Genomic DNA, 24,241 nt, shown 5'->3' with positions numbered 1-24,241 from the left:
TCGGTCCGCTCATCGCCACTCCCCCTGACAGACGGACCGGCCCGCGCCCCCCTGGCGGACCGCTCCGTCTTCCCCCCAGCGCGTCCCCTCACCGGACGGGTCACCTCCCCGTCCGGTGGGAGGGACGCGCCGGGTGACGGCCACAGCGGGGTCAGACCGCGCGGTGATACTGGTCGGGCCAGCGGGCGGCGGAGCCGAGCTCGCGGGCGGCGAGGTTCGGCCAGTACGGGGTGCGGAGCAGTTCCCTGCCGAGCAGGACCGCGTCGGCCTGACCGGAGGCGATGATCTCCTCGGCCTGCCGGGGCCGGGTGATCTCACCGACCGCGCCCACCCGCAGGTCGGTCTCGGCCTTCACCCTGGCCGCGTACGGCACCTGGTAGCCGGGCCCGGTGGGGATGCGCACCCTGGCGACGTTGCCGCCGGTCGAGGCGTCGAGCAGATCGACGCCGTGGGCCAGCAGGTCCTTGGCGAAGCGGACGGTGTCGTCGGCGCCCCAGCCCTCACGGTCGTCGGCGGGGTTCTCCGCCAGCCAGTCGGTGGCCGAGACGCGGAAGAAGAGGGGAAGCTCCTCCGGCCATACCTCGCGCACCGCCTCGACGACCCGGAGCGCGAACCGGGTGCGGTTCTCGTACGAGCCGCCGTACGCGTCGGTGCGGTGGTTGCTGATGGGCGACAGGAACTCGGCGATCAGGTAGCCGTGCGCGCCGTGGATCTCGGCCACCTGGAAGCCCGCGGCCAGCGCCCTGCGCGCCGCGGCGGCGAAGTCGCCCACGATTCTGTCGATGTCGCCGGCGTCCAGCTCCGTGGGAGTGGGGTGACCTTCGTCGAAGGGGATCGGGCTCGGCCCGACCGGCTGCCAGCCGTGTTCGCCGGGTCCGGTGGGCGCGCCGCCTCGCCAGGGGCTGCGGGTGGAGGCCTTGCGTCCCGCGTGCGCGAGCTGGATGCCGGGAACGGCGCCGTGCTCCCGCAGGAAACGGGCGATGCGGGTGAACGCCTGCTGCTGGCGGTCGTTCCAGAGCCCGAGGTCGGCCGGGCTGATGCGGCCCTCCGGCGCCACCGCGGTGGCCTCGGTCAGGATGAGCCCGGCACCGCCCACCGCGCGGGCGGCGAGGTGGGACAGGTGCCAGTCGGTCGGCACCCCCCGCTCCGGCCCCTCGACCGCCGCGGAGTACTGGCACATCGGAGCCATCCAGATCCGGTTGGGAATGGTGAGGGATCTCAGTGTCAGGGGCTCGAACAGGGCGCTCACGGTCGTACTCCTTGCTGGAGAGGGATCTTTGGGGCGGCGCCCCGACTTAACACTAATACGATAATCTACGTACTACGATAGATGTCAAACTACGACCACTCTCGTACAATTGAGCCACCCAAGGGAGGGAATCACCGTGTCGACCTCGTCCGTCAGGGCTCTGGAACACCCCGCGCGCGAGGACATCCGTCTGGAGGGCGTGCTGCACGCGCTGTCCGACCCGATGCGCCTTCAGATCGTGCGTTTCCTGTGGCAACTGGGCGAGGACGGGGAGGCCCCCTGCTCGGCGATCGATCTGGCGATCACCAAGTCGACCACCACCCACCACTTCCGGGTGCTGCGCGAGGCAGGGGTGATCAACCAGGTCTATCGGGGCACGGCCAAGATGAACGCGCTGCGCCGGCGTGACCTCGACGTGCTCTTTCCCGGGCTTCTCGGCGCCATCCAGGGTGCCGACGCGATCCAGTGCGAGCGCGACGGCCACGACGGCTGACCGTCGGCGCGCGGCGACCGGCCCCGGCGTGATCCGGCCTCGGACCGCACGGTTCCGGCCGATCCGGAGTCGAGCCGAGCGGCTCGGGCGTGACCCGGTGGGTCAGGACACCCCCGTCGGCCGGTTCCGGCGGAGCCTGTCGGATCGGGAGAGTCGCGAGACGCAGTACGGTCCTGTCATGTGCCGGAGCATCAAGACCCTTCGTGAGCCCTACGCCAGCGACGTGACCGACGACGACGTGCGAGCCGCCGCGCTCCAGTACGTCCGCAAGGTGTCGGGCTTCCGCTCCCCGTCGACGCGCAACGCGGAGGCCTTCGAGCGGGCCGTCGAGGCGGTGGCCGCCGCGACCCAGACCCTGCTCGACGATCTCAGGCTGAGGCACGTCTCCCGGGATTGACCGCGGACGAGTGGACATGCCCCTTCGCCGTGATCCGGCCGCCGAGGTCACGGACGGAGACCTCGTGGCCGGAACCGGCCGGGACGCCCCGTGCCACCAGGCCCTGGTGGTCGAACAACGGTGCGACCAGGCGGTAGTCGATCGCCGTGGCGAGCACGCCCTTTCCTCGCACGCACTCCGCCATGGCCAGTGCCTGCAGCGGACCGTGGGTCACCAGCCCCGGGTAGCCTTCGACGTCGCGAGCGTAGTCACGGTCGTAGTGGATGCGATGCGCGTTGTAGGTCAACGCCGAGAACCGGAACAGCAGCACCGGGTCCACGGACAGCGGCCACTCATCCTCTCCGAGCGCCATCGGTGTGAACGTGTCCGCTTCGGCACGTGGGCCGGTGGCGACGGCGTCGCGATAGACGATGTCCTGTTCCTCGACGACCTTGACCTCGCCACCCTGGCGTACGGTGTGGCGCACGACGACGAAGGTCAGCGGCCCCGTGCGTCCTTCCTTCTCGGTCAGTGACACGACCTCGGTGCGTCGCGTCGCGTCACGCCCCACAACGAGCGGGCCGAGCAGCCTGACCCGGCCGCCGGCCGCCATCCGGCGCCGTCCCGGCGCGGGCGGAGCGGGAATCACATCGCGGACCGGATGGCCGTCGGCTCCAAGGTCGACCTGGCGCGGCCGCTCCAGCAGGTAGACCCAGTGCCACAACAGGGGCAGCCCTTCGCTCTCCAGATCCGGTAGGTCGACGCCGAGGAGCCGGGCGAGCGCGACGGCGGGCTCCGGCTGGAGCGTCTCGGTGCGCTCGACGACCTCCGTCTCGGCGCCCTCCGTCTCGGTGTCCCCTGCCTCGGTCATTCGGCGACCTCCTCGCGTCGCGGGCCGTACTCGGCCCGGATGCTCTCGTTGTACTCGCCCGGATGGGCACGGTCCCCATCACCGTCTCCTGGCCGACGGCGGACGCATGCGGCACTCTCACGTCCCCGGTTCGGCCGTCGCCCGATGGCCGGCCCGCGCCATTATCCGGCGGGCTCGCTCCAGGACCGGCTTGTCGACCATCTGGCCGTTGCTGGTGAAGACCTCGGCCCCGCCGTCCCCGGGCACCTCGGCGAGCACCGCCCTCGCCCACTTCAGATCCGCGTGGTCGGGAGCGAAGGCGGTGTTGACGGGTTCGACCTGAGCGGGGTGGACGCACAGCTTTCCCCCGAAGCCGAGTCCTCTGGCGCGGGCCGCGGCCGTCCTGACCGCGGCGGTGTCCCGGAGTTCGACGGTGACGCCGTCGATCGGGGCCGGCAGGGACGCCGCGCGGGAGGCCACGACGAGTGCGCAACGGGCGAACAGCAGGGCCTCGTCCGTATGCTCGGCGCCGATGTCGAGCGCGAAATCGATCGATCCGAACGCCAACGCGGTCACCGCGGGGAAGGCGGCGATGGCTGCCGCCTCCTGAACTCCCAGCGCGCTCTCCACCAGGGCGACGATCCCGGCCTCGGCCGGCAGCCGCTGGGCGACCCTGCGCAGGACGGCCGGCCCCTCCGTCTTGGGCACCATCACCCCGCGCAACCCCCGGCAGGAGGCCAGCGCCGCGAGATCGGCCTCGTGCCACCGGGTGTTGGCCGCGTTGACACGCACCCAGGCCGTCGCGCCGCCGGCCAGCCAGGCCGCGACCTCGTCACGAGCGGACTCCTTGTGCTCGGGGGCGACCGCGTCCTCAAGGTCGACGACGACCTCGCCGGCACCGGCGCGGGCGGCCTTGTCGAACCGATCCGGCCGGCTGCCGGGGACGAACAGCCAGGATGCCGCGACCGGGGCCGTCACGGCCGCACCTGGTGGCGCCGGACCAGCTCCCGCGCGATCACGTTGCGTTGGATCTCGTTGGTGCCCTCACCGATGATCATCAGTGGGGCGTCACGGAAGTACCGTTCGACGTCGAACTCGGTCGAGTAGCCGTATCCACCGTGGATACGGACAGCGTCGAGAGCGATCTTCATCGCCGTCTCCGAGGCGAACAGTTTCGCCATGCCTGCCTCCAGGTCGGCTCGCTCACCTGAGTCGTAGCGGCGAGCGGCGTACTGGACGAGCTGTCGAGCGGCTGTCAGCTGGGTCGCCATGTCCGCGAGGTAGTTGCCGATCGACTGGTGCTTCCAGATCGGCTGCCCGAAGCTCTCGCGCTCCTGGCTGTAGCGCAGGGCGTCCTCCAACGCCGCGGCGCCGACGCCGACCGCTCGCGCGGCCACCTGGATGCGTCCGATCTCCAGGCCGCGCATCATCTGCGCGAAGCCGTGGCCCTCCACGTCGCCGAGCAGCGCGGAGCGGGGCACGCGGAAGTCGTCGAAGGACAGCTCGCAGCTCTCCACCCCCTTGTAGCCGAGCTTCGGAAGGTCGCGTGACACCTCGAAGCCGGGCCCCTTCTCGACCAGGAGGATGCTGACGCCGCGGTGCGCGGGCTCGGCCGTGGGGTCGGTGAGACACAGTAGGGCGATCAGCTGGGACCGCCGCGCGTTCGTGATCCACGTCTTGGACCCGTTGAGCACGTACTCGTCGCCCTGCCTGCGTGCCACGGTGCGCATGGCCTGCAGGTCGGATCCTCCGCCGGGCTCGGTGAGCGCCATGGTCGCCCGGATCTCGCCGACGGCCATCTTCGGCAGGTAGTGGTCCTTCTGCTCCTGGGTTCCGTAGGCGAGAATCAGCTTCGCGACCACGCTGTGCCCGCCCATCGCGCCGGCCAGGCTCATCCAACCGCGCGCGAGCTCCTCGGTCACCGCGGCGTAGCAGCGCGCGGAGACGCCGGCGTCGTTCCACGGCTCGGGGATCGCGAGGCCGTAGATGCCCATCCGCTTCATCTGCTCGATGAGCGCCTCGGGATAGGTGTTGGTGTGCTCCAGCTCCCGCACGACGGGTTTGACCTCGTGGTCGACCCATTCCCGCACCAGGGCGACGATCGCCGCTTCATCCGCACTGAGTTCGCACATGGGAAGCCCTCCCGGGCGTGATGGTCAGGAACGGGACACACGGTGCGCTTGGCCGCCAGGCCATCTTATTTTGCGATGATAGATCCTGTGAAATGCTGATATGTGATGACCTCACTCGTTTCACGCATGACCACGTAAAGGACCCGATGGACCTCAAGCAGCTCACGGCGCTCGTCACCGTCAGCGACGTCGGCAGTGTCACCAAGGCGGCCCGCCTGCTCCGCGTCGTGCAGCCCGCGGTCAGCCGGCACATCCGCTCACTGGAGGAGGAGGTCGGCGTCCGGCTCTTCGAGCGCACCAGCCAGGGCATGACACTCACTCCCGCGGGTGAGATCCTGACCGAACGCGCGCGCCGAGCGCTCCTCGAACTGGAGCGGGCACGGGCCGAGATCAGGCCCGATCGCGGGCAGGTCCAGGGAATCGTCACGGTCGGGCTGCTTGAGAGCACCGTCGAGATCCTCGCGGCGCCTCTGATGGAGTCGGTCGCGCGGCGGCACCCGGACATCGATCTGCGCCTGCTCAGCGCCTTCTCCGGTCACCTGCAGCAGTGGCTGGACGACGGCGCCGTCGACATGACCCTGCTGTACAACCTCGCGTCGACACCGTCGATCTCCGTCACACCGCTGCTCCACGAGTCGCTGTGGGCGGTCGCGCCGCCCGACGCGACTCTCACCGACGCCGGCGCGCTGACCTGGGACCACGTGACGAAACAGCCACTGGTGCTGCCTGTCGCCGGGCACGGACTGCGGACCCTCATCGACGAGGCGCTCGACACCGCCGGCGTCGAGCCCACGGTGGCGTGCCAGACCAACTCGATGCTGCTGCAGAAGAAGCTGGTGTCGTCAGGAACCGGCTGGAGCATCCTGCCCGCCGCGGGCGTCGCCGAGGACGTGGCGACCGGACGGCTGAGCGGCGGCCCGCTGACCGATCCCGAGGTGTCCCGCACCGTTGTCCTCGCCCTGCAACGGGGCAGCCGGATACCGGCCGCCGTCGAGGTCGTCGCGACCGAAGTCTTTCGGGTGACGCGCCGGTTGGTCGAGAACGGGGCGTGGCCGACGGCGCGTGCCGTCGAGCGGCGGGACTGACATCGGTCCGCGTGGTCTCGGAGGGCCCGCTCCCGCCTCGCGGCCAGGGCGCGCCCGGTGTCACCGGGCGCGCCCTGGCCGCAGTAGTTCTCGGTGTCGTCGCGGACGACGCCGCACGCGCGGGCGTCGGTGCCGCGGCGTCGTCAGGTGGGCGACGTTTCACCGGCCACCGGTCTCGCCCGGTGGGCTGCGGTCAGTCGCGCGCGTTCGAGGAGCGGAAGAGCCTGCTCGCGAACATGACCACCACACCCACCAGTCCGATGATCAGAGCCCACTTGAGGAGCGTGAAGAGGAAGCCCAGTACCGAGCCCAGCAGGAGGAAGCCGATCACCACGGCCGCCACGATCAGAAGAATTCGTCCCATGCACCCCACGCTAGGCCCCGGCCCGGCCCGGCGGCAGGCCTGGGTCCCGATCTCAGGGACAAGCCGGGGTTTCCCCTCATGCCCGTCCCTTCGCCCGAGTGCCGCAGGCCACGCGAAGGGTCCGCGTTCCCTGACCGGGCCGGGGATCAGCGGAGGGCGGAGCTCCCGCCGACGAGCGGGAGGACGACCGAGCTGGATCCGGGCTCGACCGAGACGCCGGTCCCCGGGGGCAGGCGCAGGGTGAAGTCACGGTCGGTGGACAGGAGCACGACGCCGATCCGGTGGCCGGCCTTGACGACGTAGTCGTTCGGCTGGAGGTCGAAGCGGAAGTCGTAGAAGTGGCCCTCGCGCAGGAGCTCGGTCTTGGAGACGGAGTGGCGGTTGCGAACGTCGAGCCAGCCCCTTGTGATGATCTTGTAGGGGGCGGTCACCGTGGTGTGCTCGGCCAGCCGGGTGCAGCCGGTGTCGCCGGGCACGCCCTGGCCGTAGCAGACCTGGGTGTCGCCGTAGACGACGCCGCCGTACGCGCGGGTGTCGGTACCGTAGTCGACGAGCAGCGCCGTCAGGTACGGCGAGCGCCCGCCCTTGAAGGCGGCGCGCACCGAGACCTCCGGGGTGCCCGACAGGCGCGCGTCGCGGGCCAGGGAACCCGACAGGTAGGCCAGGCGGTTGGGATCCGTGGCCTCGGCGTTCTCGGCGAGCTGCTCGGCGGTGCGGGCGCTCTGGTCGACGAAGGACTCGACGGTGCGGCGGTCCCGGGGGCGGTCGGCGCTCAGGGTGCCGTTGCGGCCGTCCTTGCCGGCGGCGAGGTGGAGCCGCACGTCGCGGGTGCCGGGCAGCGGCCACGAGGCGTGCTGCGCCCACTGTCCCGGGCCCGACTCCACATCGGCCTGCGGCTCGTCCATGATGCCGTTGCGCAGGCCGTACAGGTGGAAGTCGAACCAGCGGTGGAGCTGGCGCAGCCACTCGGCGTTGCGCCCGGCGAAGGAGAACGGGTTGAAGTGCGCGCCCTGGTGGAGCCAGATCTTACGGGGCACGTTCCGTTTCGCGAGGGCGTCCCACCACTGGACGGCCTGCTTGGTCTTGACGTTCCAGTCGTTGAGGCCGTGCACCAGGAAGACCGCGGCGCGGACCTTTCGCACGTCGTTGAGGTAGTTGCGCCGGTCCCAGAAACCGGAGTAGTCGCCGGTGACCCGGTCCTGGTCCTGCTCGATGCGGTCCATCAGCGCGCCGCAGGTCTGCGTGGCGTTCTCGCGGGTCAGGACGTAGCGGGCGAGCACGTCGGCGTCCTCGCCCTGGTAGCCACCGGGGGCGAGGACCCCGCCGTTGGCTCGGTAGTAGTCGTACCAGGAGGAGATGGCCGCGATCGGCACGATCGCCTTGAGCCCCTTGACCCCGGTCGCGGCGACGGCGTTGGGCAGCGTGCCGTTGTAGGAGACGCCGATCATGCCGACGTTCCCGGTGGACCAGTCGGCCCTGATCTCGTTTCCTGCCGCGTCGAACCCCCGGGCGCGGCCGTTGAGCCAGTCGATCGCGGCCTTGGGGCCCGCGGTCTCGTTGTCCAGGCCGGTCGTGGGGCAGCCGGTCGCCCGCCCCGAGCCGAGGTTCTCCACCAGCGCGATCGCGTAGCCGCGCGGCACGAAGTAGTTGTCGTAGTAGCCGCGGAAGGGCGGCGCGACCGCGCGGTTCACGTCGAGGCCGTCGATGCCGAACATCTCGTCGCGCAGGTCCTGGAACTTGTTGCGCCGGTACTCCATACCCGCGGGGTCGGAGCCGTCCAGGTCGACGACGTGGTTGGGCACGTCGTTGCCGCCCGCGTAGTAGGGGCTCGCCTCCATGATGACCGGGACCTTCAGCCCCGAGGCGCTCTCCTTGGGGCGCATGATGTCGACGGCGACCCGGTCCGGGCGGCCGTCGGCGTCGCTGTCGACCCCGGCGACCTCGACGAACACGGTCTCGGTGAGCGCGTCGGCGCGCGAGTAGACCGGCTGGGTCTCGCCGTTCTCGATCGGGGAGGCCGCGGATCGCGCGGCGGCGGCGGGCAACACGTCGGTAGGCAGCACGCCGGCGGGTAGCACGGCGGCCGGCAGTACGCCGCTTGGCAGGGTGACCGCCAGTGCGACGATGGCCGTTTTCCATCTGTTCATCGAGGAAAGCTCCCAGAGGGTCGCTGAAAAACTGACAACTCCGGTCAATCTCCTGCGAAGCAATCTTGACCTGCAAGATCGAAGATATAACGAATAAGCGGCTATCTCGCGTTACGCGCGAGTTCCAGCGCGTATTCGGGGAACCAGTCGCCGGCGCGGGGTTCCCCTCGGTGGCACTCGCCGTCCGACTCGCCGGGCCGCTTGATCCACAGGAAGGCGTCCACCCGCTCGTGGCCGGTCTCGGTGGTCGGTTCCGCGCCGAGCGCGCGGCCCCTGGGGTTGCACCACGCGTCGTCGCCCTGCGCGTCGCGGACGGGGCCGTTGCCGTTGCGGGAGGTGTCGATGACGTAGTGGGCCCCGTCGACCGCGTCCGAGAGCCGTCTCGCGACGGCGACGCTCTCCTCGACGGTGAAGAAGTTGCTGACGTTGAAGGCGAAACCGTCCGCCTGGGGCACCCCTGCCCTGCGCATGGGTTCGGCCCACTCGCCCGGGTTCTTGATCCAGCCGGCGTTCCCCGCGTCGAGGTAGACCTTGGCCTCAGGCTGTTTCTTCAGCGTCTCCACCGCGCCGCGCAGCAGGTCGAGGCGCTCGCCCGCCTGACCGCCCTGGGTGCAGTTGTCCAGGATGTGGGCGAGCGCGTCGGGTTCGACGACGACCAGCGCGGGCCGGTCGCCGATGCCCTCGGCGAACCGGCCGATCCAGGAGCGGTACTCCTCCGCGTCGGAGGCGCCGCCCGCGGAGAACTGGCCACAGTCGCGGTTGGGGATGTGGTACGCCACCAGGACGGGGATCCGGCCCGCCTGCCGGGCCTTGGTGGTGATGGCGGCGACCCTGTCCTTCGGGTCCTGGTCACCGATCCAGATCGCGTTGGGCCGGTCGGCGATCTTACGGATCAGCCCGGCCTCCTCGGTCCTGCCCTCCCCTTCGAGTTTGCGGACCTCCTGGGCCGCGGCGCCGTCGGGGTCGACGTAGAAACCGCCCGCGGGGCCCGAGACGGCGTCCCCCGAGGGAGCGCTGCCGGAGGTGGCGTTCCCGGAGGCGGTGGGCGGCGCGGGATCGCCGGTGCAGGCCCCCGTCGCGAGAGCGAGAGCCAGCGCGGCCGCGAGGCCGTACCTGTTCATCGAATACCTCCGGCGTGGGGACCCCGGGCCGACCCCGGGGAACAGAAGTGGGAGGGCGCCGTATGCCGCGAGAGGGCCGCGGGGATCATGTCAGCCCTCCCCTCGGATGTGGACCCAGCGTGCCGGGGACGGCGTTCCCCGTTCGGTGACTCCGAACAGCATGTACCACCCTGGGGGCACCAGGGCTGGATTGGAGGGGATCTCCGCGATTATCCCGGTAGGCACCCGGGTGAACTCCAACTTGATCGAGCGTTGCTCCACATCGGTGACGTGGGTGACGGCACTCGGGCGCATCAGCCGTACCTGGTGGATGCGTGCGGCGTCGGGGGTCCGGAAACCGGCCCTGCGCCCCAGGGACACGCTCTCGCGCCCGCCGGTGAACACCGGCGCCTTCTCGCCGTTGTGCAGGTAGGTCGGCGTGTAGATCTCGATGCGCTGGTCGAAGGTGCCGGGCAGGGAGCCGGCCTTGTCGCCGAAGAGCGGGTCGGAGCCCATGCCGAGCACCCGTCCGTCGGGCAACAGGAGCCCTTCCGCGTGGTAGTTGCGGCCGACGGCGGGCGCCGCGGCCTCGTGGAAGCTGTTGCTCTCCGGGCGGTAGACCTCCGCGCGCAGGACGTCACTGGCGCCGCGTCCCCGGTAGTCGCTGGAACCGTTGAAGGAGAGCACGCTGTCGTCGGGCAGCAGCACGGCGTTCGGGTAGCGCACCGGGTCGGACAGGTCTGGGCCCCTGACGTAGTGCGGGCTCGCCTCGGTGAGATCGACGATGGCGGTCCTGGCGGTGGCGTTGGGCAGACCCGGCTGGCGTTCCCCGACCGGTCCCCCGCCCATCACCATGATCCGCTGGTCCTGCGCGGGCGGCAGCAGCACCGAGGCGCCGGTCTCGTTCAGCTCGGGCTCTGGCAGTCCGGGGACGGGGGTGAACGCCTCCATCTCGTCGGGCGCCATGCCTCCGACGCCGCCAGGGGTCTTCACCAGACGGTCGGTGTCGCGGCGGTAGTCCCAGATTCCGGGGGGACGCAACTCGAGCTGGCCGGGGCCGTACCCGGCGCTCATACCGGTGAAGAAGAGGGTGTCGTCCTCCAGCAGGAACAGCGCGGGGTAGGTCGGGAAGAACCTCTTGGGGCCGGGCCGCCAGGTCTTGGTCCTGGGGTTGTAGATCTCGTTGTCCCTGGTGACCTCCCCCACGACGTCGAGTCCGGAGACGGTCATGACCCTGCCGTCGGGCAGGTTCGTCATGGTCGGGTACCAGCGCCCCTCGGCCATGTCCTGGACCTTGGTGTAGCGCTCGGTGACGGGGTCGAACTCGTAGGCGTCCCTGATGCCCTGGAAGTCCTGCTTCTCCATCGTCATGCTGCCGCCCATGGCGTACAGGTCGCGCTTCTCCCTGCCCTTGAGTCCCTGGATCTCGTAGTTGACGGAACCGGCCGGCGCGGTGAGCAGGCCGGCCGCGCCCTCGGTGACGGCCTCGGCGAAGACCTTGGTCTCGCTGGGCCGGATCCTCACCTTCCCCGGCACTCCGGTCTCGATCTTCTTCGCGGGCGGCACGCTGATGTGAGCGGTGGTGCGGTAGACCTGACCGCTGGGGGCGGTGAGCAGCGTGCCGGGATGAAACTGTCTGGGCTTGGCGTCGGGGTTCTCGTTCTTGATGGTCAGGGCGCCCGCGGCCCGCTTGACCTTCGCCTTCAGCACCTCGAAGCGGCCCGTACCGCCCGCGATGAGGAGCTTGCCGTCGGGCAGCATCGTGTGTCCCGCGCAGAAGAGGTCGACGGGGGTGTCGATCAGCTTGAACTCGTCGGGCCCGCCCGGCTTCGCCGGGTCCCACAGCACGGTCTTGAAGGTGCCCTTGTCGAAGTTGGCGGCGTTGTTCCCCGATCCGGCGACGATGAGCACCTTGCCGGTGTGCAGCAGCGCGGCGTGGATGGCGTTGACCTTGAACCTCTCGGGGACGCCGAGGAAGGTCCAGTGGCCGTGGGAGGCCTTGTAGTCGTCGCGGTTGATGCTGTAGTCGCGCCACTTCTCCGTGGCGAAGCCCGCGACGGCGGGCAGGTTGATGGCGAGGACCGCGGTCACCACCGCCACCCCGACCAGGTGCTTGCGCAGGCGGCTCACGACTCGTCACCGACCGGCCGCAGGCCGCCCTTGACCGCCCGCAGGTTCCAGGCCCAGGTCACGAGGGGTCCCAGGCAGATGACCAGGGCGAGGATGCCCCACAGGGTCATGACCAGGTGGATGTGGCCGGTCCAGAAAACGGTGAGCAACAGTCCTCCGCCGAAGATCGCCGCCCACCACAGGTGGATACGGAACGTGGCGATCTGGTCGGGGCTGGCCGAGTCGCCCTTGGGGGTGACCACGAACTTGCTGGGCCTGCGCAGCGCGGCGCCGATCAGCGAGGTGACGTAGATGGGCGCCGACAGCGCCGACATGACCATTCCCGCCACCCCGGAGGAGCCCTCCGGCTCGTGCGGGCTGACGTTGTGGCGCCGGTTCCAGGTGTAGAGCATGACCTGCAGCAGCGCCGCGTCGCCGTACAGCATGAGCCACATGTCCATCGGCACGGTCACGCCGGAGCCGCCGACGGCCATGAACAGGGTGGCGCTGAGCCCGGCCAGCAGCCAGTTGAGCGCGGACATCGGATAGAAGGTCACCATCAGGGAGTAGTTGAAGAACCGGCCGGGCGAGAGCTTCGGCGCGGCCTTCCAGAACTGGGTGAGCAGCGTCTCGTAGGTGCCCCGGCTCCAGCGCAGCTGCTGGGTGAAGAAGTCGGTCCACGAGGACGGTCCCTCCCCCACGGCCAGCACGTCGGGGGTGTAGACCGACATCCAGCGCTGCCCGGTCTCCGGGTCACGGGAGCGGTGGAACTCGATGCCGGTGGCCATGTCCTCGGTGATCGAGTCGTACAGGCCGCCGATCTGCTTGAGCGCGCGGATGCGCACGGCGTTGTTGGTGCCGACGAACATCGGCGCGCCGTACAGGTTGCCCGCCCGCTGGATCAGCGAGTGGAACAGGAACTGCTGGCTCTCGGCGGCCTTGGTGACCCCGGCGTCGTAGTTGCCGTAGACCTGGGGACCGACGACGAAGGCCACCCTCGGGTCACGGAAGTAGCCGAGCATGCGCTCGCAGAACTCCGGGAGCGGTACGTGGTCGGTGTCGACCGAGACGAAGAAGTCGTAGTCGTCGCCGTGCGCGTCCAGCCAGCTGTTGTAGTTGCCGTGCTTGGTCTTGGCTCGGAACGTTCCCTTGGGCTGGTTCCACTCGGGCACGCCCTTGCGGGTGAAGTGGCGGGCGCCCAGCCAGTCACAGAGTTCGCGGATGTCGGGGTCGTCGCCCTCGTCCAGCAGCCAGACGTCGAGCACGCCGTCGTGGCGGATCTTCAGCGCGGCGGCCAGGGTCTCCCTGACCATCTCCAACGGCTCCTTGCCGGGTACGCAGGTGGTGATGAAGGCCACCCGGGTGCCGGGTTCCGGCTCGACCGGGACCGGGTCCCTCGCCGCCAGCATGGCGTGCACGTTGGAGACCACGCTGACCAGCCGGAAGACCTCGATGAAGGCGATCGCGACGAGCATGATCCGGTCGGCCACCGGCAGATACCACGGGATCGTGCCATAGGGGTCGGGACGGACGGTCCAATGGTCGGGCAGCAGCAGCCAGACCATCAGGGTGAACTCCACGAGAAGGGCCGCGACCATCAGCAACACCGCCCGCACCCGGTGCGGCTCGGTGGCCAGCAGGGAGCGGTAGCTCACGCGGTAGGGCACCCCGGGTTCCGGTTCGGTCACGGGCCCGGCGAGCCTGCTGAACTTTCCGTAGTCGTAGGTGGCGGTTTTCGCGGCGTCTGCGGGGGAGCTCATCGATCCAGCGACCTCGGAGCACACGAAAGCAGGCCTAACACTGTGTTCCCCCAGGTAGATCGCAGAGGCCGCTCCCCGTCAAGGTAGGGTCACCCGCGGCCCGCGTGGTGATAAATCGTCACACATCATATTCGGATCGGTAAGCAAGATCTGCCCAACCCGGAGATGGGAGGAACATTTCACGCGGCCGTCTAGTTTAAGTTTCAACAAACGAGATGAGATGAGAGGACCACCAGACATGAACGTCGACATCCGCAGGTCCGACGAGCGCTACGCCACCAAGATCCCGTGGCTGGACTCGAAGCACTCCTTCTCCTTCGGCCGCCACCAGGACCTTTCCAACACCCACCACGGTGTGCTGCTCGTCAACAACGACGACATCGTCAAGCCGGGCACCGGCTTCGACACCCACCCCCACCGGGACATGGAGATCGTCACCTGGGTGATGCGCGGATCCCTCGTCCACCAGGACTCCGAGGGCCACTCCGGGGTGATCTATCCGGGACTGGCCCAGCGGATGAGCGCGGGGACGGGCATCCTGCACTCGGAGAAGAACGACTCGTGGCGACTCCAGGGCGAGCAGCACACCGACCCGGTGCACTTCGTCCAGATGTGGGTGGTTCCCGACGAGGGTGGGCTCGCCCCCGGGTACGAGCAGCTGGAGATCGACTCCGAACTGCTCGGCGGCACCCTGGTCCCGGTCGCGTCCGGCATGGCCAGAGACGAGGGCCGCAGCGCCATCCGGATCAACAACAGGTACGCCGCGCTGCACGTGGCCAGGCTCCAGCCGGGCCAGGGCGTGCAACTGCCCGAGGCGCCGTTCCTGCACCTGTTCGTCCCGCGCGGCACCGTCGACCTGGAGGGGGCCGGGCACCTCGCCGAGGGCGACGCCGTCCGCTTCACCGCCACCGGCGGCCAGCGCGTCACCGCGATCGACCCGGCCGAGATCCTGGTCTGGGAGATGCACGCCACCCTCGCCGCCTGACGGTGAGATCAGGCCCGCCACCGGGCGGCCTGGGACTTCGGCGGGATCCACCCCGCCGAGCCCTGGCTCGAAAGGCCGCTCACTTGCGCCCACCGGGAAGGCCGGAGACGCCCAAGAGGACATTGAGCCGGGATTCCCAGCAAAAGGCTAGCCTTACCTCATGACTTCCCTCGAGACCAGTGAGACCGGTGAGACCGGCCAGATCGTCACGGTCACCTCAGAAGAAGAGCTGCGCCGGATCGCCGGGGAGGTCACGGACGTCGTCCTGCGCAAGGACATCGGCCACCTCGACGAACATGCCCGCGACTTCATCGCCGCCTCGCCGTTCGTCCTGCTCGCGACCTCGGCCCCCGACGGTACCTGTGACGTATCCCCGCGCGGCGAGGAGCCGGGCGGTGTCCTCGTCCTCGACGACCACACGCTGGTGATCCCCGACCGGCCCGGCAACCGCCGGGTCGACAGCCTGCGCAACATCGTCGCCAACCCGAACGTCGGCCTGCTGTTCGTGGTGCCCGGCACCGAGGAGACCCTGCGCGTCAACGGGCGGGCACAGGTGGTCAGCCAGGCCCCGTACATGGAGCGCCTGCGCGTGAAGGGCAGGCTCCCCACGCTGGCGGTGAGCGTCGAGGTGCGTGAGTGCTTCTTCCACTGCTCCAAGGCCTTCCGGCGCTCGGCGCTCTGGCAGCCGGAGCGGTGGCCGGAGCGCGAGTCGCTGCCCACACTCGGCCGGATCCTCAAGGACCAGCTGAACCTGGAGTGGTCGGCCAAGCTGATCGACGACGACCTGAGGGCCGACGCCCGCGAGAACCTGTACTGACGGTGAGGATGTCGACGAACGTCTCCCGGTGAGGTCCCGGCCGGCCGCCTTCCTCCCCGTCCCGCGGGCGAAAACCTGTACCCGAGCCGGGAGCGGCCCTGACAGGCTGTGCGGATGGATACGCGGTACGTCCCGGATCACCTGGTCTTGTCGGTGGTGGTCGGCTCGCGAGCATACGGGCTGGAGACCGAGGAGTCGGACATCGACCGGCGCGGAGTCTTCGTGGCGCCGACCCGGCTGTTCTGGCGGCTGGCCAAGCCGCCCACTCACGTCGAAGGACCGCTGCCCGAGCAGTTCTCGTGGGAGGTCGAGCGGTTCTGCGCTCTCGCGCTGGAGGCCAACCCGACGATCCTGGAGTGCCTGTGGTCGCCGATGGTCGAGCGCATCACCCCGGCGGGCGAGGAACTGCTCGCCATCCGGGACGCCTTCCTGTCCGAACGCGCCAACCAGACCTTCGTGGGATACGCCGACGCCCAGTTCCGCCGCCTGGACCCCGGGCGTCCCAGGTGGAAGCGGGCGATGCACATGATCCGTCTGCTGCTCAGCGGCCTGCACCTGGCCCGCCACGGCGAGCCGCTGGTGCGGATGGACGCCCACCGCGACCGACTGCTCGCCGTACGCAGGGGAGAGCTCCCCTGGGAGGAGGTCGAACGCTGGCGCTCCGAGCTGACGGCGAGATTTCGCGGCGGTGGCGTGCTGCCCGCCGAACCCGACCGGCGGCGCGTGGAGGACTACCTCGCGCGCACCAGGCAGGCCGCGCTGTGACGGGTCGTCCCGCCCTGCCGACCGGCCGAGACTCCCGCCGTGGTCGAAGGGGTCACCTGTTGGCTCTTTCCCGAAGGATCAGAGCCTGGGGCCGGAGCCTCGGTGCGGGGAGTTCGGCACCCGGCCGGGCGTGCGGGACGTCTCGGCGCCGTACGACACCTCCCACCAGCTCTCCAGCATGGGCACGTCGGCGGTGTCGACGCGCTCGCCCGGGCGGGGAACGGTGATGCGGACGTCGCGGGCCTTGGCCTCGCGCCACAGGCGGTCGACCGGCTCGGCCCAGGGGTGCGTGGCGAGGGCGAAGGTCGCCCAGTGGACCGGCAGGAGCAACCCGCCGCCCAGGTCGAGGTGGGCGTCGACCGCCTCCTCGGGATCCATGTGGATGTCGGGCCAGGCGGCGTTGTAGGCGCCGATCGGCATGAGCGTGAGGTCGAACGGGCCGTGCGCGGCGCCGATCCTCGCGTAGCCGTCGAAGTATCCGGAGTCGCCCGCGTAGAAGACCCTCTTCTCCCCGGCCGCGATCACCCAGGACCCCCACAGGGTGACGTTCCGGTTGAGGGTGCGGCCGGAGAAGTGGCGGGCGGCGGTGGCGACGAACCGCAGGCCCGCGACGTCCGCCTCCTCCTCCCAGTCGAGCTCGATGATCCGTGAGGCGGGCACGCCCCACCGCTCCAGATGCGCGCCGATGCCCAGCGGCACCAGGAACGGGGCGGCCTGCAGCGTGGTGAGCCCGCGGACCGTCGCGCGGTCGAGGTGGTCGTAGTGGTCGTGCGAGATGACGATCGCGTCGAGCGGCGGAAGGCCCGCCAGCGGCCCGGGCACCGGGTGCAGACGGCGTGGGCCGACCAGCTGGGAGGGCGAGGCGCGCCTGCTCCACACCGGGTCGACGAGCACGCGGCGCCCCTCGATCTCCAGCAGCGCGGTGGCGTGGCCGTACCAGATGACGCTCAGCCCCGCCGGGGACGGCCCGCCCAGCGGGGAGGTCACCACGGGGACCGGTACGGCCGGGCGGCGCTCCTCGCGGTTGCGCACCATGTTCCAGGCGACCTCTCGGGTGCTCTGCGTGGAGGGGACGAATCCTCCGGGCATGGAGTTACGGAAGACGCCGTCGTGGAACTGCGGCGAGCGGCGCATCCGCTCCAGCCGCTCCCCCTCGGCCTTGCCACCGAGTTCCGCGGGGATGTCCTTCAGCGCCCACCCGGCGGCGGCCAGCGCCAGCCCGCCCGCGAGGAGACGCCCGATCGATCTGTTGCCCGCCATGCGGTTTCACGCTCCTGAAGTCGCCCGTGCCTCCAGAACGATCTCGACTCCGCGGGCATTCCCCTTACGTTCCGGGCGAGCCTGGCCCTCGCGGAATCCGAGAACACGCGGGCAGGAGAGGCCATCCCAGGCACGAAACACCACCTGACAGCGCCCGCGCGCCTCCGGCCAGGAAAGGCGTCACGAGCTCTTCGAGGAGCGAGCGCGCACCGACCGGCGTGTGGCATCACGAGGTCGCCGCGGGGTGGACCCGGCCGCGAGGATCTTACGGGGCGAGATGCCGTTCGACGGTGGCGACCTTGGTCTCCAGGCGGCCGCCCGGCCCCTCGCGGATATCCGCCTTGAGGACGAGGCTGACCCGTCCGGCGCGGGCCTCGACCGCCGCGACAGCGTCCCTCACCACCGTCATGACCTCGTCCCACGTCTCACCCTCGACCGTGGTGAACATGGCGTCGGTCCTGTTGGGCAGGCCGGAGGCCCGGACGACGCGTACCGCCTCGGAGACGAGTTCGCCGACATCCTCCCCCGCTCCGATGGGGGTCACGCTGAACGCCACGAGCACCGACATGGACAGTCCCTTCCCCGAATCCCCGCGGCGACCTCACCGGTCGCCGAAGAACCCGATGAACAGTACCGAAATATGACGTCATACTATAAAAGTAGCGATCATGGAGTCATGAAGGTACAAATGCCGCGCACTGTCACGGAGGCCGAGGCCATCCAGGACGAGCTCAGGGCACTGCTCGACCTGGCCGGTCCCGGACCCCGTCACCCCGCGAGGATCGCGGGAGTGGACGTCGCCTACGACAGGGCCCGACTCGCGGCGGCGGTGACCGTCCTGGACGGAACGACACTGGAGATCGTCGAAGAGGTCGCCGTCACCGGCAAGGTGACCTTCGACTACGTCCCCGGACTGCTCGCCTTCCGTGAGGTCCCCGCGCTGCTGGGCGCCCTTGAACGGCTGTCCGCACCCCCCGACCTGGTCGTCTGCGACGGATACGGCCTGGCGCACCCGCGCCGCTTCGGCCTCGCCTGTCACCTCGGAGTGCTCACGGGACTGCCCTCGATCGGAGTCGGCAAGACCGCCTTCGTCGGCACCTACCCCGAACCTGCGCCCGAGCGGGGCGCGTGGACCGACCTGACGCTGGACGGCGACGTCGTCGGCCGCGTGCTGCGCACCCGGGACGGGGTCAAACCCGTCTTCGTCTCAACCGGTCACCGCGTCGACCTCGACACCGCCTGCCACAACGTACTGAACCTGACGCCCCGCTACCGCCTCCCCGAGACCACCCGCGCCGCCGACCGCCTCTCGCGACGGACCCTCGCCGAGAAGTGTCGTACGGACCTGGTTGGATCCGCTCAGCACAACAAGATGGGATAAAAGTGGGCGAAGACGAGTGGGCCGAGGACGTCGACGTGTGGCGCGACACCAACCTGGCGCAGATCCGCCAGCGGCTGGCGGGCGGGTTCGACCCCGGCCGACGGCTGCCGTGGCTGCGCACGACCCCCCTGCACCAGGCCGCCCAGGAGGGCGCCACCCAAGTGATCGAGCTGCTGCTCGCGTCGGGCGCGGAAGTCGACCCCGTCGACACCGACGGCGCCACCCCGCTGTGGGAGGCCGTCCGCCACGGCTGGGAGGACGCCGTACGAATCCTGCTCGCCGCGGGCGCCGACCCCTGGCGGCCGTGCATCGCGGGCCGCTCCCCCGGCGCCCAGGCCCTCTTCACCGAGATGGCCGACCTGTTCACCCACCTGCCCGGGGCTCCCAGCGTGAGCCCCAGGTTCCGCGAACTCCAGGACACTGTCGACGCGATGATGTTCTCGTACGAGGACTACAACGAGGAACTGTGCGTGGCCTTCGTCGGCGAAGTGCCCGAGGACGAGGTCATCCGCCGCCTGGGCGTCGCGCCGGAGTCGTGCCCGCCGATGGGGATCGGTGAGCTGTGGGGCGCGGAGCAGGCCTCCACCGTGGAGGTCCTGCGCGTGGCCAGCCCGCCGGGAGGAGGGGTGGTGCTCTTCCAGTCCGGTGGCATCCTGCCGGTTCACGACGAGGTCGGGCGGGCGGTCACCTCGGGCGGCGGGGTGCTGGCCGGGGCGTTCCCGTCCACCAGCCCGTCGGTCGACATCTGGCGGGACGGGTTTCCCGCGGGACGGCCCTCGGTCCACGAGCAGCTCTCCGACGACAGCATGGTCGAGCTGTGGATGTGCCGCTTCGGCGACTGCGGCGCCCACCCCTCCACCGCCACCGAGCGGACCCTCGGCCTGATGACGCTGCTCACCTCCACCTACATCACCGAGGAGTGGCTGTGGAGCACCCCGATGAGGCTGGTCCCGGTCATGCTGAGGTGACAGGACCGGGATCGCCGGGAAATGGGTAGAGTCGCACGACGATGAGAATGCACACGATCACCGCCCTGTGGGAAGAGGTCCCCGACGACGCCGACGACCTCGTCGTGGTGAGCGGCGGGTTCCGGATCTATCTGTGCGTGTGCGGCAGTCAGCTGTCCGACCGGGCGGCGGCCGAGTCGCACGCCTCGGAGACAGGCCAGTGCACCACCTGCCTGGGCACCACCGTCGAGGACATCGTGCCCGGCTTCTCCCAGCCGTGCACCGCCTGCGCCGGAACCGGCCGGCGCACGGTTCAGCTGACCTGGCAGCTCGCCCACCTTGAGGCCGAGAGTGTGATCACCGTCGAGATCGTCCGCGGCCTGATCTCCGGTCTCACCGAGCCGTTCCGGCTCTCGCAGGTGGCCGACCTGGTCCGCGAGACCCTTCACCTCCCGGTGGGCCGCCTGCCGGTCGGCCCCCGCGTCCGCGACGTCCTGCGCGGCCTGGAGGCGGCGGGCGAGCTCGTGCTCGTCTCCGCCCCCGACGAGTTGCTCCGCGGCACCTCGGTCACGCTCTACCGCGACCCCTACTGGGAACACGCCACCGGCGGCTGAGCACCTCTCGCGACTACGTCATCTCCGCCGCCGCGAGGTATCCCGCCAGCATGGCCAGCGCGACATCGCGCACCGCGCCGTCGTCGGGCAGGAAACCGGCGCTGTGCATGCGCACGTCCGTGCCGTCACCGACCCCGACGAACATCATCAGGCCGGGCAGCACAGCGGAGAGATAGGAGAAGTCGTCGGCGCCGAAGGAGAGCAGCGGCCGCGAGAGCGTGAGGCCGAGGTGGGCCAGATGGGCACCGGCGCGGGTGGCGAGCCCGGGGTCGTTGTGCAGAACCGGCTCCCCCCGGGTGATGCTCACCTTGGCCTCGCAGCCGTGGGCCCGCGCGACGAGGTCCGCGACCTCCTCCAGCCGGGCGTGCACCTGGTCGCGGATGTGCTCGCTCAGCGACCTGACCGTACCGCCGGCCGTGGCCTCGTCCGGGACGACGTTGGCCGCGCTGCCGGCCGCCAGCGTGGAGACACCGAGGACCGCCGAGTTGGTCGGGTCGACGTCACGGCTGACCACCTGTTGCAGGGCGACGACGACGTGCGCGAGCGCGAGTACCGGATCTCTGGTCAGGTGCGGGTAGGCGGCGTGCCCGCCGCGGCCCCTGACCACGACCGTGAACTCGTCGGCGGCGGCGTTCACCGTACCCGGGGTGGCCGCGACCTCGCCTCGCGGCAGGGTGGGCTGGACGTGCGCGCCGATGACGGCGGTGATCTGGTGTTCCGCCAGCGACGACGACCGGGCGATGTCGTGGGCGCCGGAGGGATAGGTTTCCTCGCGCGGCTGGAGCATCGCGATCAGCGGGGGCGTGCCGGCGGTCTCACCGACCGCGTGGCAGAGCGCCACCAGGGCGGCGAGGTGCACGTCGTGCCCGCAGGCGTGCATGCGGCCCGGCTTCGTGGACGCCCAGTCGACGCCGGTCCGCTCGGTGACCGCCAGCGCGTCGAGTTCGGCCCGCACGGCGACCGCGGGTCCGGGACCGCCGATGCGCACCAGCGCGCCCGTACCGGCCACCGCGTCCACCGGGCGTCCCGGCAGCTCGGCCAGGATCAGGTCGCGGGTCGGCCCCTCCTCCCCCGACAGGTCGGGGATGGCGTGCAGTCGGCGGCGCAGCTCCGTCGCGGCGGGCAGCCGCCGCTCCAGCGCCGCCCGGAGCCTGGCCGCGACGGAACCGGCGGCCGAGCCGCAGACAACAGACTCGATCATTCGGCCGGTCCCAGACCGTAGACGCGCAGGGCGTTGCCGACACCGATCATGGTGGCCACCCGGACCGCCTCCTCCTCGGCCCACTCGCCGGCGTCGACCCACCCGCGCAGCGCCCGGCCGAGCCCGCGGCGGAACAGGTGGGCCCCCAGCATGTGCAGCTCCGCGGGGCCCCAGGCGTCCGACGAGAACAGGATCTTGGCGAACGGCGCGAGCTCCAGTGACTCGGCGATCAGCGCGTCCGACCGGCTGCCGGTGTAGTTGACGCCGAGACCGACGTCGAAGTAGACGTGCGGGAAGACCTGCGCGAGATAACCGGCATTGCGATGGTAGGGGTAGCAGTGCAGCAGCAGGACGTCCACGCCGTGTGGCTCGATGAGCTTCAGCCAGCGGGTGAGCAGCAGCGGGTCGCACATGTGCAGTTCCACGTCGGGATCCCCGTAGCCGGCGTGTAGTTGCAGCGGCAGCCCGCGCTCCACTCCCGCCCAGAGCCCGAAGCGGAGCAGCACCGGATCGTCCACCCGCCACCGGCCGCTCTCCTCGCCGGCGGACAGCCAGCGGTCCGCCGCGAGGGCGACCTCCCGCTCCCCGGGCGGCGCCGGGTCGAAGGCGAAGCCGTACCGGTAGGCGACGATGCTCTTGAGACCGACGGCGTCGGCGGTGCGGCGCTCCAGTTCCTCGCGGAACCGGCCCGGCAGCTCCGCGGCCGAGACCCCCGAGGCCGCCACCTGCTCCAGCACCCGCTCGATGCGGACCACCTCGTGCGCGGGCCGCCCCGACGCCTGCGCCATCCCGGCCGGGTCCAGGACGTCGTCGCCCCGGTAACCGGTCTCCAGCAGGAAGCGGCCGATACCGCTGGCGGCCAGCAGCCGCCGGTTCACCTCGGCGGCGCCGAGTTCGGCGCGGCGCGCCAGGTAGTCCTCCGGTGCGGCGTGGGCGGGCAGGCCGAGGACGGGTGCGCACCAGCGGCGGATCGCGAAGCCGAGCTGGGAGTCGAACTGAGTCATGAACGCCGGGATCGGCCGGTCGGACTCGGTCACCAGCGTCTCGAACTCACCGCGGCCGAGGTCTCCGGAGGAGGCGCCGTGCACATGGTGGTCGACCAGGGGCAGGGTGGCGAGCACGCTCTCCAGACCGCCGGCCGCGCCCGCCGGGGAGCTCTCAGTAGACATCGGCGACCTTCCGGCAGAGCTCGTGGTCGGGCAGTCCCGCGACGTGGGTCAGTTCGCCCCGTCGCACGGCGAGGAAGGTGTGGAGCAGTTCGTGGGGGAACCAGCCGCGGGCGACCTCGTCGGCCTCCAGCGCGGCGAGCGCCTCGGGCAGGGAACCGGGAAGCGCGGGCTCTCCTGCCAGGTCGGCCTCGGTCGAGCTCTCCGGCCACACCCGGGCGGCCTCTGCGCCGGCCAGTCCCGCGAGGCCCGCGCGGATCAGGACGCCGAGCACCAGCCACGGGTTGGCGGTGGCGTCCGCCGCCCGATACTCCAGGTGGAGCTGGTCCGCGGGGTCGGCGCCCCCGATCTCGACGGTCGGCGCGATGCGCAGCAGCGCCTCGCGGTTGCGTTCGGCGAGGAAGACCCCGCCGGCACTCCACCGGTGCGGGGTGAGCCTGAGGTGGGAGCCGACGCTGGGAGCGGTGACGGCCACCACCGCACCGGCGTGCCGCAGGATCCCGGCCGCGAACCTGGCCGCGGTCGAGGAGAGCCTGCCGGAGGCTTCGGCGTCGAACATCACCGGGCCGCCGCCGACCTCACGGAGCGAGAAGTGCACGTGGACGCCGTTGCCGACTCCCGCGGGATCGGCCAGCGGGACGAAGGTGACCGGGTGCCCGCGTCTGCGGGCGAGGTCGCGGACGAGTTCGCGCAGCAGGACCGCCCGGTCGGCGGCGACCATGCCGGGGGCGGGACGCAGGGTGATCTCGAACTGGCCGTCCCCGTACTCGGGAAGCCAGCTCTCCGGCTCCAGCCCGGCCTCCTCCAGCAGCGCGACCAGGTCGGTGCCGAACGGCTCGACGCCGCGCAGGCGCTGGAAGGAGAAGGGCGGTGCCTCCACCTGGCCACCGAGCATGAACTCGTGCTCGAAGGAGACGTTGATCTCCAGGCCCGCGATCTCCTTCAGGTCCGTCAGCGCGCGGGCGAGAAAGCCACGCGGGCAGCCGGGCCAGGGGCTGCCGTCCAGGCCGACCTGGTCGGCGAGGTAGAGCCGGGTGCCCGGCACCGGGCCGTCGGCCGGCAGGTCGACGGCCGTCGCGGGGTCGGGGAGCAACCTCAGGTCGCCCACCGAGCCGAAGACGTTGTCGTCGACCAGCTGGCCGAAACAGGTCAGCGCCAGGTTGGCGGGGACCCATCCCACCCCGGTGCGCAACGTCTGGTCCAGCCGCGCCGTCGGGGTCGCCCGGCCACGCACCTGGGCCGCGAGGTCGCAGGTCGCCACGAAGGCGGTCCCTGTCGTCATCGGCTCTCTCCTCCCAGTCCGGTCCGCACCTCGCGTCCCGGCCGCCCTAAGTGAAACATACGATTCACATATATGGTCAAGGCGACGGAATGAAACTTAGCATGCGTGTTACCTGCTGGCCCGGAAGAAACGACCAGGTCACATGTGTCGCGTCGGCA

General features: G+C 70.6%; 23 protein-coding genes. 9 read left to right on the top strand and 14 right to left on the bottom strand.

The features are described from left to right. Positions 1 to 151: 151 nt before the first annotated feature. Positions 152 to 1,249 (bottom strand): NADH:flavin oxidoreductase/NADH oxidase, encoded by a 1,098-nt coding sequence (locus ABZ664_RS28330; protein WP_362516208.1) that lies wholly within the window; start codon positions 1,247 to 1,249, stop codon positions 152 to 154. A 136-nt stretch (positions 1,250 to 1,385) separates the two neighbouring features. Here ABZ664_RS28330 and ABZ664_RS28325 point away from each other — a divergent pair, with 136 nt between their 5' ends. Both ABZ664_RS28325 and ABZ664_RS28320 read left to right on the top strand, forming a co-directional pair. Next, complete coding sequence (locus tag ABZ664_RS28325; protein ID WP_362516206.1) at positions 1,386 to 1,742, top strand: helix-turn-helix transcriptional regulator; 357 nt, start codon at positions 1,386 to 1,388, stop codon at positions 1,740 to 1,742. Between the two features lie 178 nt (positions 1,743 to 1,920). Beyond that, a complete protein-coding gene (locus ABZ664_RS28320) occupies positions 1,921 to 2,139 on the top strand; it encodes a DUF2277 domain-containing protein (protein ID WP_350948434.1) in 219 nt (72 codons plus the stop codon). Here the strand turns inward: ABZ664_RS28320 and ABZ664_RS28315 are convergent. The 3 genes from ABZ664_RS28315 to ABZ664_RS28305 form a co-directional block, all read right to left on the bottom strand. Next, a complete protein-coding gene (locus ABZ664_RS28315) occupies positions 2,111 to 2,989 on the bottom strand; it encodes a MaoC family dehydratase N-terminal domain-containing protein (protein WP_362516203.1) in 879 nt (292 codons plus the stop codon). The two genes, ABZ664_RS28320 and ABZ664_RS28315, sit on opposite strands and share 29 nt — an antisense overlap. Before the next feature lie 117 nt (positions 2,990 to 3,106). Continuing rightward, a complete protein-coding gene (locus tag ABZ664_RS28310; RefSeq protein ID WP_362516199.1) occupies positions 3,107 to 3,946 on the bottom strand; it encodes a CoA ester lyase in 840 nt (279 codons plus the stop codon). After that, the gene (locus ABZ664_RS28305) at positions 3,943 to 5,100 is read right to left on the bottom strand and encodes an acyl-CoA dehydrogenase family protein (RefSeq protein ID WP_362516197.1); all 1,158 of its coding nucleotides are present in this window, start codon (positions 5,098 to 5,100) and stop codon (positions 3,943 to 3,945) included. The genes ABZ664_RS28310 and ABZ664_RS28305 overlap by 4 nt, the downstream gene beginning before the upstream one ends. Before the next feature lie 146 nt (positions 5,101 to 5,246). Between ABZ664_RS28305 and ABZ664_RS28300 the strand changes: the two genes are divergently transcribed. After that, positions 5,247 to 6,185, top strand: coding sequence for a LysR family transcriptional regulator (locus tag ABZ664_RS28300; protein ID WP_362516195.1), 939 nt, complete (start codon positions 5,247 to 5,249; stop codon positions 6,183 to 6,185). 193 nt (positions 6,186 to 6,378) lie between these two features. Here ABZ664_RS28300 and ABZ664_RS28295 read toward each other — a convergent pair whose 3' ends face one another. From ABZ664_RS28295 to ABZ664_RS28275, 5 genes are all read right to left on the bottom strand, one after another. After that, on the bottom strand, positions 6,379 to 6,549 hold the full coding sequence (locus ABZ664_RS28295) for a hypothetical protein (RefSeq protein WP_362516193.1): 171 nt from the start codon (positions 6,547 to 6,549) through the stop codon (positions 6,379 to 6,381). A 146-nt stretch (positions 6,550 to 6,695) separates the two neighbouring features. Continuing rightward, positions 6,696 to 8,696 carry a Xaa-Pro dipeptidyl-peptidase gene (locus ABZ664_RS28290; RefSeq protein WP_362516190.1) on the bottom strand — a complete coding sequence of 667 codons (2,001 nt, stop codon included), beginning with the start codon at positions 8,694 to 8,696 and terminating at the stop codon, positions 6,696 to 6,698. A 101-nt stretch (positions 8,697 to 8,797) separates the two neighbouring features. Continuing rightward, a complete protein-coding gene (locus tag ABZ664_RS28285; RefSeq protein WP_362516188.1) occupies positions 8,798 to 9,817 on the bottom strand; it encodes a glycoside hydrolase family 6 protein in 1,020 nt (339 codons plus the stop codon). 90 nt (positions 9,818 to 9,907) lie between these two features. After that, positions 9,908 to 11,926: a galactose oxidase-like domain-containing protein gene (locus ABZ664_RS28280; protein WP_362516186.1), complete on the bottom strand. Its 2,019-nt coding sequence runs from the start codon at positions 11,924 to 11,926 to the stop codon at positions 9,908 to 9,910. After that, the gene (locus ABZ664_RS28275; RefSeq protein ID WP_362516184.1) at positions 11,923 to 13,665 is read right to left on the bottom strand and encodes a cellulose synthase catalytic subunit; all 1,743 of its coding nucleotides are present in this window, start codon (positions 13,663 to 13,665) and stop codon (positions 11,923 to 11,925) included. Before ABZ664_RS28275 ends, ABZ664_RS28280 begins: the two co-directional genes overlap by 4 nt. Before the next feature lie 238 nt (positions 13,666 to 13,903). Between ABZ664_RS28275 and ABZ664_RS28270 the strand changes: the two genes are divergently transcribed. The 3 genes from ABZ664_RS28270 to ABZ664_RS28260 all read left to right on the top strand — a co-directional run bounded on the left by ABZ664_RS28270 (position 13,904) and on the right by ABZ664_RS28260 (position 16,232). Then, positions 13,904 to 14,650, top strand: coding sequence for a pirin family protein (locus tag ABZ664_RS28270; protein WP_362516182.1), 747 nt, complete (start codon positions 13,904 to 13,906; stop codon positions 14,648 to 14,650). A 160-nt stretch (positions 14,651 to 14,810) separates the two neighbouring features. Beyond that, complete coding sequence (locus ABZ664_RS28265) at positions 14,811 to 15,467, top strand: pyridoxamine 5'-phosphate oxidase family protein (protein WP_362516178.1); 657 nt, start codon at positions 14,811 to 14,813, stop codon at positions 15,465 to 15,467. A 114-nt stretch (positions 15,468 to 15,581) separates the two neighbouring features. Next, a complete protein-coding gene (locus ABZ664_RS28260) occupies positions 15,582 to 16,232 on the top strand; it encodes a nucleotidyltransferase domain-containing protein (protein ID WP_362516176.1) in 651 nt (216 codons plus the stop codon). A gap of 78 nt (positions 16,233 to 16,310) precedes the next feature. On the opposite strand, the gene ABZ664_RS28255 is transcribed toward ABZ664_RS28260, so the two are convergent. Together ABZ664_RS28255 and ABZ664_RS28250 are read right to left on the bottom strand one after the other, a co-directional pair. After that, complete coding sequence (locus tag ABZ664_RS28255; RefSeq protein WP_362516174.1) at positions 16,311 to 17,492, bottom strand: MBL fold metallo-hydrolase; 1,182 nt, start codon at positions 17,490 to 17,492, stop codon at positions 16,311 to 16,313. Between the two features lie 265 nt (positions 17,493 to 17,757). Beyond that, a complete protein-coding gene (locus ABZ664_RS28250) occupies positions 17,758 to 18,054 on the bottom strand; it encodes a thiamine-binding protein (RefSeq protein ID WP_362516257.1) in 297 nt (98 codons plus the stop codon). A gap of 114 nt (positions 18,055 to 18,168) precedes the next feature. On the opposite strand from ABZ664_RS28250, the gene ABZ664_RS28245 reads away from it, so the two are divergent. The 3 genes from ABZ664_RS28245 to ABZ664_RS28235 are packed head-to-tail and all read left to right on the top strand — an operon-like array spanning position 18,169 to position 20,434. Beyond that, a complete protein-coding gene (locus ABZ664_RS28245) occupies positions 18,169 to 18,873 on the top strand; it encodes an endonuclease V (RefSeq protein WP_362516171.1) in 705 nt (234 codons plus the stop codon). 2 nt (positions 18,874 to 18,875) lie between these two features. Next, complete coding sequence (locus ABZ664_RS28240) at positions 18,876 to 19,841, top strand: ankyrin repeat domain-containing protein (RefSeq protein WP_362516169.1); 966 nt, start codon at positions 18,876 to 18,878, stop codon at positions 19,839 to 19,841. A 41-nt stretch (positions 19,842 to 19,882) separates the two neighbouring features. Then, positions 19,883 to 20,434, top strand: a complete 552-nt coding sequence (locus ABZ664_RS28235) for a hypothetical protein (protein ID WP_362516167.1) — start codon at positions 19,883 to 19,885, stop codon at positions 20,432 to 20,434. A 13-nt stretch (positions 20,435 to 20,447) separates the two neighbouring features. Here ABZ664_RS28235 and ABZ664_RS28230 read toward each other — a convergent pair whose 3' ends face one another. From ABZ664_RS28230 to ABZ664_RS28220, 3 genes are read right to left on the bottom strand one after another with little or no spacing between them, the layout of a single operon-like run. Further along, positions 20,448 to 21,635, bottom strand: coding sequence for a M20 family metallopeptidase (locus ABZ664_RS28230; RefSeq protein ID WP_362516164.1), 1,188 nt, complete (start codon positions 21,633 to 21,635; stop codon positions 20,448 to 20,450). Further along, complete coding sequence (locus ABZ664_RS28225; RefSeq protein WP_362516162.1) at positions 21,632 to 22,804, bottom strand: amidohydrolase family protein; 1,173 nt, start codon at positions 22,802 to 22,804, stop codon at positions 21,632 to 21,634. The genes ABZ664_RS28230 and ABZ664_RS28225 overlap by 4 nt, the downstream gene beginning before the upstream one ends. After that, complete coding sequence (locus ABZ664_RS28220; RefSeq protein ID WP_362516160.1) at positions 22,794 to 24,083, bottom strand: glutamine synthetase family protein; 1,290 nt, start codon at positions 24,081 to 24,083, stop codon at positions 22,794 to 22,796. The genes ABZ664_RS28225 and ABZ664_RS28220 overlap by 11 nt, the downstream gene beginning before the upstream one ends. Between the last annotated feature and the right edge of the window lie 158 nt (positions 24,084 to 24,241).

Source organism: Streptosporangium sp. NPDC006930 (genome assembly GCF_040635605.1).
GTDB lineage: Bacteria > Actinomycetota > Actinomycetes > Streptosporangiales > Streptosporangiaceae > Streptosporangium.
Note: the sequence above shows the minus strand (reverse complement) of the source record. Positions and strands in the feature narration are given on the sequence as shown.

What these genes read in the sequence shown, in the direction of transcription:
- ABZ664_RS28320 (WP_350948434.1), top strand. Translation starts at nt 1,921, where the DNA reads ATGTGCCGGAGCATCAAGACCCTTCGTGAGCCCTACGCCAGCGACGTG.
- ABZ664_RS28315 (WP_362516203.1), bottom strand. Translation starts at nt 2,989, where the DNA reads ATGACCGAGGCAGGGGACACCGAGACGGAGGGCGCCGAGACGGAGGTC.
- ABZ664_RS28305 (WP_362516197.1), bottom strand. Translation starts at nt 5,100, where the DNA reads ATGTGCGAACTCAGTGCGGATGAAGCGGCGATCGTCGCCCTGGTGCGG.
- ABZ664_RS28300 (WP_362516195.1), top strand. Translation starts at nt 5,247, where the DNA reads ATGGACCTCAAGCAGCTCACGGCGCTCGTCACCGTCAGCGACGTCGGC.
- ABZ664_RS28295 (WP_362516193.1), bottom strand. Translation starts at nt 6,549, where the DNA reads ATGGGACGAATTCTTCTGATCGTGGCGGCCGTGGTGATCGGCTTCCTC.
- ABZ664_RS28290 (WP_362516190.1), bottom strand. Translation starts at nt 8,696, where the DNA reads ATGAACAGATGGAAAACGGCCATCGTCGCACTGGCGGTCACCCTGCCA.
- ABZ664_RS28285 (WP_362516188.1), bottom strand. Translation starts at nt 9,817, where the DNA reads ATGAACAGGTACGGCCTCGCGGCCGCGCTGGCTCTCGCTCTCGCGACG.
- ABZ664_RS28275 (WP_362516184.1), bottom strand. Translation starts at nt 13,665, where the DNA reads ATGAGCTCCCCCGCAGACGCCGCGAAAACCGCCACCTACGACTACGGA.
- ABZ664_RS28270 (WP_362516182.1), top strand. Translation starts at nt 13,904, where the DNA reads ATGAACGTCGACATCCGCAGGTCCGACGAGCGCTACGCCACCAAGATC.
- ABZ664_RS28265 (WP_362516178.1), top strand. Translation starts at nt 14,811, where the DNA reads ATGACTTCCCTCGAGACCAGTGAGACCGGTGAGACCGGCCAGATCGTC.
- ABZ664_RS28260 (WP_362516176.1), top strand. Translation starts at nt 15,582, where the DNA reads ATGGATACGCGGTACGTCCCGGATCACCTGGTCTTGTCGGTGGTGGTC.
- ABZ664_RS28255 (WP_362516174.1), bottom strand. Translation starts at nt 17,492, where the DNA reads ATGGCGGGCAACAGATCGATCGGGCGTCTCCTCGCGGGCGGGCTGGCG.
- ABZ664_RS28245 (WP_362516171.1), top strand. Translation starts at nt 18,169, where the DNA reads ATGAAGGTACAAATGCCGCGCACTGTCACGGAGGCCGAGGCCATCCAG.
- ABZ664_RS28235 (WP_362516167.1), top strand. Translation starts at nt 19,883, where the DNA reads ATGAGAATGCACACGATCACCGCCCTGTGGGAAGAGGTCCCCGACGAC.
- ABZ664_RS28230 (WP_362516164.1), bottom strand. Translation starts at nt 21,635, where the DNA reads ATGATCGAGTCTGTTGTCTGCGGCTCGGCCGCCGGTTCCGTCGCGGCC.
- ABZ664_RS28225 (WP_362516162.1), bottom strand. Translation starts at nt 22,804, where the DNA reads ATGTCTACTGAGAGCTCCCCGGCGGGCGCGGCCGGCGGTCTGGAGAGC.
- ABZ664_RS28220 (WP_362516160.1), bottom strand. Translation starts at nt 24,083, where the DNA reads ATGACGACAGGGACCGCCTTCGTGGCGACCTGCGACCTCGCGGCCCAG.